Origin of the sequence: Baaleninema sp. (genome assembly GCF_049974805.1) — a bacterium.
In the GTDB taxonomy this organism is placed as follows: Bacteria; Cyanobacteriota; Cyanobacteriia; order Cyanobacteriales; family Geitlerinemataceae; genus Baaleninema.
Map to the genome: position 1 here is coordinate 1 of NZ_JBNGCO010000148.1, position 9,144 is coordinate 9,144.

Annotated in this window: 5 protein-coding genes and 2 pseudogenes; 2 read left to right on the forward strand and 5 right to left on the reverse strand. The window is 53.5% G+C overall.

The genetic code is table 11. The annotated features are described in order from the left end of the window. Window positions 1-379 (forward strand): annotated as a pseudogene (locus ACP5D4_RS19615) (hypothetical protein); the annotation flags it as partial. A gap of 48 nt (window positions 380-427) precedes the next feature. On the opposite strand, the gene mutY reads toward ACP5D4_RS19615, so the two are convergent. Further along, window positions 428-1,528 carry an A/G-specific adenine glycosylase gene (gene mutY / locus ACP5D4_RS19620; RefSeq protein WP_428013302.1) on the reverse strand — a complete coding sequence of 367 codons (1,101 nt, stop codon included), beginning with the start codon at window positions 1,526-1,528 and terminating at the stop codon, window positions 428-430. A gap of 552 nt (window positions 1,529-2,080) precedes the next feature. Here mutY and ACP5D4_RS19625 point away from each other — a divergent pair. Beyond that, window positions 2,081-3,058, forward strand: a complete 978-nt coding sequence (locus ACP5D4_RS19625; RefSeq protein ID WP_428013303.1) for a phosphotransferase — start codon at window positions 2,081-2,083, stop codon at window positions 3,056-3,058. Window positions 3,059-3,216: 158 nt separating this feature from the next. On the opposite strand, the gene ACP5D4_RS19630 is transcribed toward ACP5D4_RS19625, so the two are convergent. The 4 genes and pseudogenes from ACP5D4_RS19630 to ACP5D4_RS19645 form a co-directional block, all read right to left on the reverse strand. Continuing rightward, on the reverse strand, window positions 3,217-3,969 hold the full coding sequence (locus ACP5D4_RS19630; RefSeq protein ID WP_428013304.1) for an ABC transporter ATP-binding protein: 753 nt from the start codon (window positions 3,967-3,969) through the stop codon (window positions 3,217-3,219). A 16-nt stretch (window positions 3,970-3,985) separates the two neighbouring features. Further along, window positions 3,986-5,143 carry a DUF58 domain-containing protein gene (locus tag ACP5D4_RS19635; protein WP_428013305.1) on the reverse strand — a complete coding sequence of 386 codons (1,158 nt, stop codon included), beginning with the start codon at window positions 5,141-5,143 and terminating at the stop codon, window positions 3,986-3,988. A 61-nt stretch (window positions 5,144-5,204) separates the two neighbouring features. Beyond that, a complete protein-coding gene (locus ACP5D4_RS19640) occupies window positions 5,205-7,949 on the reverse strand; it encodes a CHAT domain-containing protein (RefSeq protein WP_428013306.1) in 2,745 nt (914 codons plus the stop codon). 56 nt (window positions 7,950-8,005) lie between these two features. Further along, window positions 8,006-9,144, reverse strand: a pseudogene (locus ACP5D4_RS19645) (hypothetical protein); the annotation flags it as partial.

Below are 9,144 nucleotides of genomic sequence, written 5' to 3' on the forward strand. Positions count from 1 at the left end.
CCTCTGTTTCGCTCTCAGTTTCTCCAGGCTCTGCAACTTTTGTCCTGTACTTAGCTTGCAAACACGCTTTTCTAACCCAGCGGCGGTTGAGGCGACAACGGTAGAACCCACCCCGTCGCAATCCTCGGAAACCACAACTCCAGAAACGCCCAATTTTTTCCGCGAGGCGGTGAACTACGCCACTGACGCCGCTACTCAGGCGCAAACCGCCGACACTCCCGAAGCGTGGCGACAGGTGGCGCAAGGGTGGGAAAAGGCGATCGCGGCGATGAACGCCGTTCCCGAGAGTCATCCGAAAACGGATATCGCCCGTCAGAAGACGATCGAATATCAGAAAAATCTCGAATACGCGCGATCGCAAGCGGAAAGAACTCCCTAGAGGGGTTGCAGGAAACACCGCTACGGGATGGGATTTGAGACAAAGGCGTTACGCGGCTTGACGCAAGGCTTCGATAATTTTCACGTTGGCTTTGGGAAAGGGGTAATCCTCGAGTTCGTCTAGCATCACCCAGCGGATTTCGTCGCATTCGAGGGGTTTGGGTTCGCCGGAACGGTGACGACAGCGGTAAACGTTGAGGGAAACTTTTAAGTGAGTATAGGCGTGTTCGACGGTGATGAGATGTTCGCCGACTTCGATTTCAATGTCGAGTTCTTCTTTGATTTCTCGGCGAATGCAGTCGGTGACGGATTCGTTGGGTTCGATTTTTCCGCCGGGAAATTCCCACATTCCGCCGAGTAGCCCTTTGGGGGGACGACGATCGATCAGGATTTTTCCGTCTTCGCCAACGATGACGGCGACGCCGATGTGTTTGTGGGGGATGGGGTTGCGGGTTTCGCGCATGGGAAGTTCCGATTGCAGATCTAAATTGTACCCTTGACAGGACTCGCGCCAGGGACACAGTAGACAGGCGGGATTTTTTGGGGTGCAAAGGGTCGCCCCTAAATCCATGAATGCTTGGTTAAAATCCCGAGGACGTTGGCGATCGAGTAGGCTTTCTGAGAGCGCCCACAGGGATTTTACGGCTTTTGAGGGGGGAACGGGTAAGGCCGTCAGTCGCGCTAATACTCGTTTGACGTTTCCATCGAGGATGGCGACGGGTTGGTTGAACGCGCCGCTGAGGATTCCTCCGGCGGTACTGCGCCCGATTCCGGGGAGATCGATAACCTCGTCGTAGCGATTGGGAAATTCGCTGTTGTGTCTTTCTACGATGAGAGTCGCGGCGCGGTGTAGGTTGCGGGCGCGGGCGTAGTACCCCAGTCCTTGCCAGGTTTTTAAGACTTGTTGGATGTCTGCGTTAGCGAGGCTTTTGACGTCGGGATACTGCTGCAACCAGCGATCGAAGTAAGGCAGAACGGTTTTGACTTGGGTTTGTTGCAGCATGATTTCGGAAATCCAGACGCGGTAAGGCGTCGGTTCCCGTCGCCAGGGTAAATCGCGACCCTGCCGATCGTACCAGTTGAGGAGCGATCGCCTCAGTTGTTCGATTTCCTGGCGGTTGAAGGCACTGGAGAGGGGACTCGATACCATCTTTCCCTCGTCGGATTTCGGTCAACCCGTGCCATTGTAGATGCTTGATGCCTCGAACGGAAAATTTTTGACAAAGCGCCTACTCATTATAAATCATAAAAATTTCTGTAAAACTGTTCGATTTTTTACAGTTTCTCGTTAAGAATCACGATCGTTTAGAAAATTTTAATAAAGTTTGACAAATACATGCCACAACTGGAAAAATTAGAAGGTTAAAGGTTTAAAATTGACCTATTAAAACCTTTGAGCTGTTGTGAGAGAAGGCGGCTATCTGACTCGTTCGACAGCTTGAGAGAAATGTCTTGAAATCTTGACAAAAGCCGATCGAGAGGGGGATCGATCGGCGCGATCTGGCGATGTGGGAAAGCTGTACGTTAATGAAAACTGTAAGTAAAAACTGTAAGAATGATGATGACTCCAGTGAGTGGAACGATATCGGTCGATCGCCGAGGTCGAGAAATTCGATTTTGCGAAATTTCGCCAAAAGTTTCTAGGGAAGTTTCCAGCAATACATCGATATTGCAAAATCAGCGGTCTCAATCAGTTTCAGATGTGTTTCCTACGGTTTATTCGACTTTATCTGTGGATGCGTTAGTGTCGCAGGTGCTATCGGAATATGAAATCGAGCCAGTGGTATCCTGTTGTTTTTGGCATCGTGGGTTAAGTGACGTTTACCTGGTCAAAACGGAAACGCAACCCTATATTTTGCGAGTGTCACACCATCACTGGCGCTCGGAATCGGACATTTACTTTGAATTAAATCTACTGGACTTTTTGCAGCAGCAAGGATTACCCGTAGCGCATCCTCTGCGAACCCTCGACGATCGCATGGCGGTGACGATTCGCGCTCCAGAAGGCGATCGATACGCCGCCTTGTTCGTGTATGCTGACGGTGAAGTGCCGATCGGGGATCTCGATGTGGCGCAAAGTCGCCAGTTAGGGGAAATTTTAGCTCGGCTGCACTGCGCCTCGCGATCGTTTCAAAGTCCATTTTGTCGAGACGACTTGTGCGAAAGCTATTTGTTCGATCGATCCTTTGAAACCATTTCGCCGTTTTTCCGCCATCGACCCCAGGATCTCGACTATCTCAAGGAATCGATCGCCCACAGTAAATCCTGTTTGCAAGCCTTACCGAAAACCGATCCCTACTGGGTTGTTTGTTGGGGAGATCCTCACAGCGGCAACGCCCATTTTACGCCAGAGGGGGGCGTGACGCTGTTCGATTTCGACCAGTGCGGCTACGGCTGGCGAGCCTTCGATTTGGCGAAATTTTTGCATATCGCCTTGCGGACGGGAATTAGTAGAAACATTCGCAACGGCTTTTTAGAAGGATATCAAAGGGTTTCGCCGCTGACGGAGACGGAAATGGAGATGTTGCAACCCCTGACGCAGGCGGCGCATTTTTGGAGTTGGTCGATCGCGCTGATGCAAGCTGCGTTTCACAACTACAGCCGTCTCGACGACAGCTATTTTACGCAGCGGTTGGAACAGTTAAAGCTATTGCGATCGCACGATTGGCAGCTATTTTAGACGTTATTATAGGCGTTTTTTCAGATCCTTGAGATCTCCTTGAGATCCTCCTTGAGATCCCCGGCATCTTCAAGATGCCGGGGATCTAGCCTCATCATCCCATCATCCCATCATCCCATCATCCCATCACCCCATCATCCCATCACCCCATCATCCCATCATCCCATCACCTCATCACCCCACTCTCGCGCCGCTTGACGTTCGGCGTCGATGAGTCGCTGGCGAATCGCCTCCCAGTCCACCGTTTCGGCGTCGGTATCCTGTAACAACTTCCCCTGTTCGAGATAGAGGAGACGGTTGGCGAAGGATTCCGCTGCCTGCAATTGGTGGTTAGCCATGATAATAGTCATGTCAGACTGGGGGGCGATATCGGCCAGGACTTGTAACAAGCCGTGAGTACGGCCGACATCGAGGGCGGAGGTGGGTTCGTCGAGGAGGAGAACGGCGGGTTCGGTGACTAAGGCGCGAACGATCGACACCAGTTGACGTTGACCTACAGAAAGCTGTAACTCCGTTTTTCCCATCCAGTCGCTGGGGATGCGGAGTCGATCGAACCAAGTATCGAGGCGTTGTTGAATTTGGGGTTTCTTTAAACCGCGCAGTTTTAGAGGATAGGCGATCGCATCGGCGACAGTCGTTTCAAGCAGTTTCGATTCTTGCAAAACCAGGACGATTTGACGTCGCAGTTCCAGAACCGGAATCTCGCGGAGATCGCGATCGCGAAAGCGCACCGTTCCCCGGCTGGGGTCGCTGAGGCGGTTGAGAAGCCGCAACAGGAGGGATTTTCCCGCGCCTGAGGGTCCCACGAGTGCCACGCGATCGCCACGATCGATCTCGAAGGAGACATCTTCGAGTAACGGCTTCGTTCCAATGGATGCAGAGAGGGTGACGTTTTCGAGTTGCAGTTCCATTTGGGAGGTGAAGAGGTTACTTGGGTATTGATTGTAATTGCTGTTGCAAGTCCGTTTCGGGTGCGATCGCAATACCTCGATAAGGAACTTTCGCCGATAGTGTCTCCGACCACAACACCCAACGACTGTTTGAGGGAAGATCGTGAATGCGATCGCTCTGACTCGTCAGCCAAACAATCGGGCGATCGGGTAGCGGTTCCCCCATCGGCGTTTCGTTGAAATGGGCTTCCGCCAAAGCTTCGAGGACGACGCGATGGCCTTGAATCGTCCCCGTGCGGGCGCTCCAAAACCGCACGTTAAGCTGTTGGCGACTGGCGTAAAAATACAGCGACGCCGCTGCGATCGCAGCATCTTCAAAATCCTCGGGATTCCACGTCGCCATCGTATCCAGGGCGATAACCGCATCGAGACCGCTTTGAAACACCTCCAGTTCTCGAACCCGCAACTCCCCATAACGGGCGCTAGTGCGCCAGTGAATCATCCGCATAGGGTCGCCGAATCGGTACGGACGCAGGGCGCGAGTCAAGCCTTCGGACGCCGCTTGAACTTGGCGTTCCTCCACGGAAAAAATCGGATTGTCTTCCCGTCCGATACCGTCGATGAGGGGACAGTGGTGCAGGGGGAGAACTGTGGGATAAACGATCGCTTTAGCGGGGGCTAGGCGAGGGCGACGACACCAGAACAATCCCAGGGGGGCAGCGGTTTTCAGATGGATTTCGTCCCAGCGGTAGACGCCGCGACGGGGGGCCGGTTGTGTGTAAATCCAGCGATAGCAGCCTTGGGGGGGAAGGGATTCGATCGAATGTTTGGGAAAACTCCCCAGTTGATGGGGGATGGCGTCGGAAACTTGCAGCAAACCGGAGGAGCCAAACCATCCGGGGCGAGATTGGGGATTTTCGAGATCGACGGTGACGGTGAGCCGTTCTCCGCAACTGACGGGTTCGATGGGATGTCGGCGTACTGTCAGTTGACGCAGCGATCGCATTGGTAAAATCGCCGCCAGTCCTAACAGGGCGAAATTCATACCGCTAATGGCGTATAACCACCCGGACATGGTGTTGGTGGCGGAGGCGAAGTAAAACAAAGACAGTGCTAAACACAAGCCTCCAGCATAGGCGGGTTTTACCCAATGGGTTTCGAGCCAGTTTCCGATTCGTCTTAAAAAGCGTTTCATGAGATCGCTCTGGGTGATATCTTGAATTGGGAAGACAACAAACCTCCCATAAACCTTGCAATTACAACCAATTTCCGATGAGGGTATAGGGTGCCCAGAAAAAGGGGTGGGCGAAACTTTCCGAGTTGATGAGTAAGTTTTGGGCGCGACGCAGGGCTTCGCTGCGGGCGATCGATTTATCGGAAAGTTCTTGGTAAAATTGCCTCATGAAGTTACTGGTGGCTTCGTCGCTGACAGGCCAGAGGGTTGCAATGGTACTGCGAGCGCCCGCGCGGAAGGCGACTCCGGCTAATCCCAAGGCGGCGCGATCGTCTCCGGCTGCGGTTTGACAGGCGCTCAAGACTAAGAGTTCGATCGCATCCTCGCCACTGACATCTTGGGTTTGTAAGAGGGTTTGCAGTTCGTTGACGTTGATGCGATAGTCGTTATCGGCTTGCGAGGGCCAGGTTAAGATAAACGTATCGTCGCTGCTGGAGCTGAATTGACCGTGGGTGGCCAGATGTACGATGGGATAGCGATCGCGCTGTAGGATCGATCGAACTGTTGTTTCGGTAAATTCCTGATTCAATAATACCTGGCTGTTGGGAATGCGATCGCGAATGGATTCGACTTCCTCGAGAACTTGCGGTAAAGGGTCGAAATCGTCCGTCACTTGTTCGGATAATCCCGCAATTAAGGCTTTCATTTCTCCCCGTTCTAAGGGTTTGGGATCGATGAGTTTTAAGCCGGGACTGAGGGCGATTCCGTACTGTTCTACCAGGTATCGATCGCCGTCGTGTAGTATCGACATGGGAAGGTTGCGTAACGGACCGTCCAAAACAAAGGCGATGGTTTTTACGTTACTTTCGGCTAATTCTGCTTCAATGGGTTGCAGCAACCAACTATATAGTTTTTGAGACAGCGAGAGCAGAGTTGAAGTTCTAAATCGTCCTCGCTCGATGGGGTCTTCAATTAATACTTTTTTGATTCGGTCTAAGGTGGTGGTAAATTCAGTTTTGGCGACAGTCGTACCGTAGTGTTTTAAGCCGCGATCGGGCAGCCGCACGATGACTTCAATGCGTTTTTCCTCTGTTGCCTCGTCGTCGAGGAGAATCGTATAAACCAGGGCAGTTTGCGAGTCGATTTCATCGACGGCAACCGGGTTAACCTCCAAACAGGCCTGTTTGAAAAAGTCATCCAATTCGGCAACTTGTAGCGATTCAATTAAATCTCGAACTTTGTCTAAATTCGAGGTTAAAGCACTTGACGATTCGTTTGATTTTGCGTTATAATTAAAGTTTAAACTCCGGCTGGTTTGGGAGTTTTCCCGTTGTAAAAGTAGCGCCATAAATTGGCGATAAACGGGTTCGACGCTTTCTTGAAACGAGAACTGAACCGCTGAATTAACGACGGCGAGATCCTGACGCATCGCTTGCAAAGACTTAACCGCTTCATCGTAGAAAGCGATCGAGTCTTGGGTTTGGCCGCGAGCCTTAAAAATCCGTCCCAACTGCCACTCCCAGCGATAGGCGACATCTTCCCCTTTCGGCAGTTGTCGGGCCAAATCTAAAGCTTGTTTCGTCAAAGTTTCCGCCTCGTTCCACTGTTGCGTCCGTTCGTACAAATGTCCCAAATCCCCGAGGGCGTAAGACTGAACCCGTCGATCGCCCAATGCGATCGAGCGTTGGTGAATCTCGGCCAACAAGTGGGCGATTCGGGCGCGATCGAGAACATCGGTGTCCGTTTGTTCCCGTAGGGCGATGGCGTTGCGGGCGAACTTCAACTGTGCGAACAAGCCACTTCGACGAGTCGAGAGTCGATCGCGGTGGGTTTCCAAATAGGCTTGGATTTCCGGCCACAACTCCCGCGCCCCCCGTAGCTGTCGGCTTTCCACCAACAAACTGAAACGATCGACCTGGGCTTCCATCCATTCCGTCGGAGACTCCGCCGTTTCCGCCGCCAGCTGGTAATACTCCAACGCCGCCTGTCGTCCCGTAGGCGTTTGTCGAGAACGCGCCAGGTTCGCCAACCCCAACAGAGCCGCATTCGCATCCGATCGAGAACCCAGAGTTTCCGCAAGCGCCAAACTCCGTTCCAACGCCGTTTGCGCCTCATCGAGGAGACCGATCGATCGCAACGTATTGCCCAAATGGTACAAAGCCACCGCTTTCAACCGCGAATCCGGTCGATCGACCAAATCAACCATCGCCGCCTCCAGAATCCCCCGAGCGCGACGGAAATACCCCAAAGCGCGAAACCCCTGCGCCTGATTAATATGCGTTTGCAACACTTGAGTATCTTCCCCCAACTGGCGATACAGCCTCTCAGCGCGTTCCCAGGCGTCGAGGGCTTCCCGGGCGCGTCCGCGATCGAGCAGCAGACCAGCTTGGGTGTTAAGCGTCTGGGCCAAAACCCGCGATCGCCGGCCGTTGGCGTCCGAAGCCCTAGCGTCCTCCGCCTCCAACAAAAGCAGACTCGAAGAAACCGCCTCAAGAGCGTCCTCGAGGCGATCGAGCCCTTGCAGAGCCAGAGCTTGATTGCTTAACACCATCGCCCGATCGATCGAATTTCCCAGACTCGCAAACGCCCGTTCCGCCGCTTCCCAAGCCGTTAACGCCGCTTGAAACTGTCCCTGGCGGTAGAACTGGCGACCTTGCAGCAGGAGTTGCTGAGGGTCCCTGGATGGGGGAAAATCGGCCGTCACGGCCGGTTCAGAAATATCGAAAGTCGCCAACCCCGTCATCGCAGGCGTTGGAGGACTGCCGAATCCGAGAACGAGCAAGAACGCACTAGCGGCGAGGGCGAGGAATTTGAAAACACTTTGCATAGCCACAGGATTGAACCCAAATCGATCGAATCAAGTCGGAAAAACGAACTTCACAACTAACGTCCGCTACACCGCATCGGCGGTTGCCAAAAATCCTCCGTCGTAGCCTCACCCATCACCAAAATCACGCCGCCGTCCGCCTCGCGAACCCACCCCGTCGCTTCCACCAGAGGAGCAGACTGGCGATCGCGCCTTCGGGACGTTTCCCCATCAACCTCCCTTTCCCGAACCTCCGAATCAGGTCCCAAATCCGGTAAAACCCGAGTTCGATCGAGAAAATCCGCCGGACTCGGGGGCAATCCGCCCCGTCCCGTCACCGTAAAACTGCTCGTATCTTGCGAAGAACAGCCCGTCCCCAACAGCCTAGACACATCCACCGGACTTTCCGGCAAATCCGTCAGTCCCGAAGTCGGATTCACATCAGGAGAGATAATTTCAACAACGCCACCAAACGCCGCCCCCAGTTCCGAAGTCGCAGTAATATCGCTTTCCCCCGTGAGGGCATTGCGAAACTCAGACCCGAAAATCCCTTGAGTCTCAATCTCAACTCGTCCGCCGAAACTGTCCGTCGCATTAGCAGTAATATCGCTATTTTCACGAGCCACGAGAAGATCCGTATTCAAGGTAATATTTCCCCCCGGAAAATTTCCGTCCGCATTCGTTCGGATACGACTCTCGCCCCGTAAGACAGTCAAGAACGCATCGAGTCGAACATTACCCCCTTTACCGAGAGTATTAGCAGAAATTTCCGCCCCCTCTTCCAGTCGCACAAACTCAGCTTGCACGAGAACATCACCCGCCGTAAATTGGTTCAGCGTCACCGAACTGGCGTTCGTAGAAGACAACACAGCCCCATCATTGATAACCAGCGCGTTCGTGACCACCCGCACATCACCTGCGTTCCCCCGTCCCGTCTCCTCAACATTCGTGGAGACGGTACTGTTGGAAAATAACGCGCGATCGAGAGTCTCCACAGTAACCGTTCCCGCATTGCCCAGACCCGACGTCCTCGAATAGAGCTGAGTACCGTCTCGCACCTCCACCACATTAGCCGTAACACTGATATCTCCCGCATTGCCGCGTCCAGTCTCCCCAACGTCCGTATTAGCCCGTCCGCCAGAGAAAACCACCCCTTCCACGGCCGCCACACTGACCGTTCCCGCGTCTCCCTCACCCGACGTACTCGAAGAGAGAG

Coding starts and splice junctions, on each gene's coding strand:
- mutY (WP_428013302.1), bottom strand. CDS start 1,528: ATGGTATCGAGTCCCCTCTCCAGTGCCTTCAACCGCCAGGAAATCGAA.
- ACP5D4_RS19630 (WP_428013304.1), bottom strand. CDS start 3,969: ATGGAACTGCAACTCGAAAACGTCACCCTCTCTGCATCCATTGGAACG.
- ACP5D4_RS19635 (WP_428013305.1), bottom strand. CDS start 5,143: ATGAAACGCTTTTTAAGACGAATCGGAAACTGGCTCGAAACCCATTGG.
- ACP5D4_RS19640 (WP_428013306.1), bottom strand. CDS start 7,949: ATGCAAAGTGTTTTCAAATTCCTCGCCCTCGCCGCTAGTGCGTTCTTG.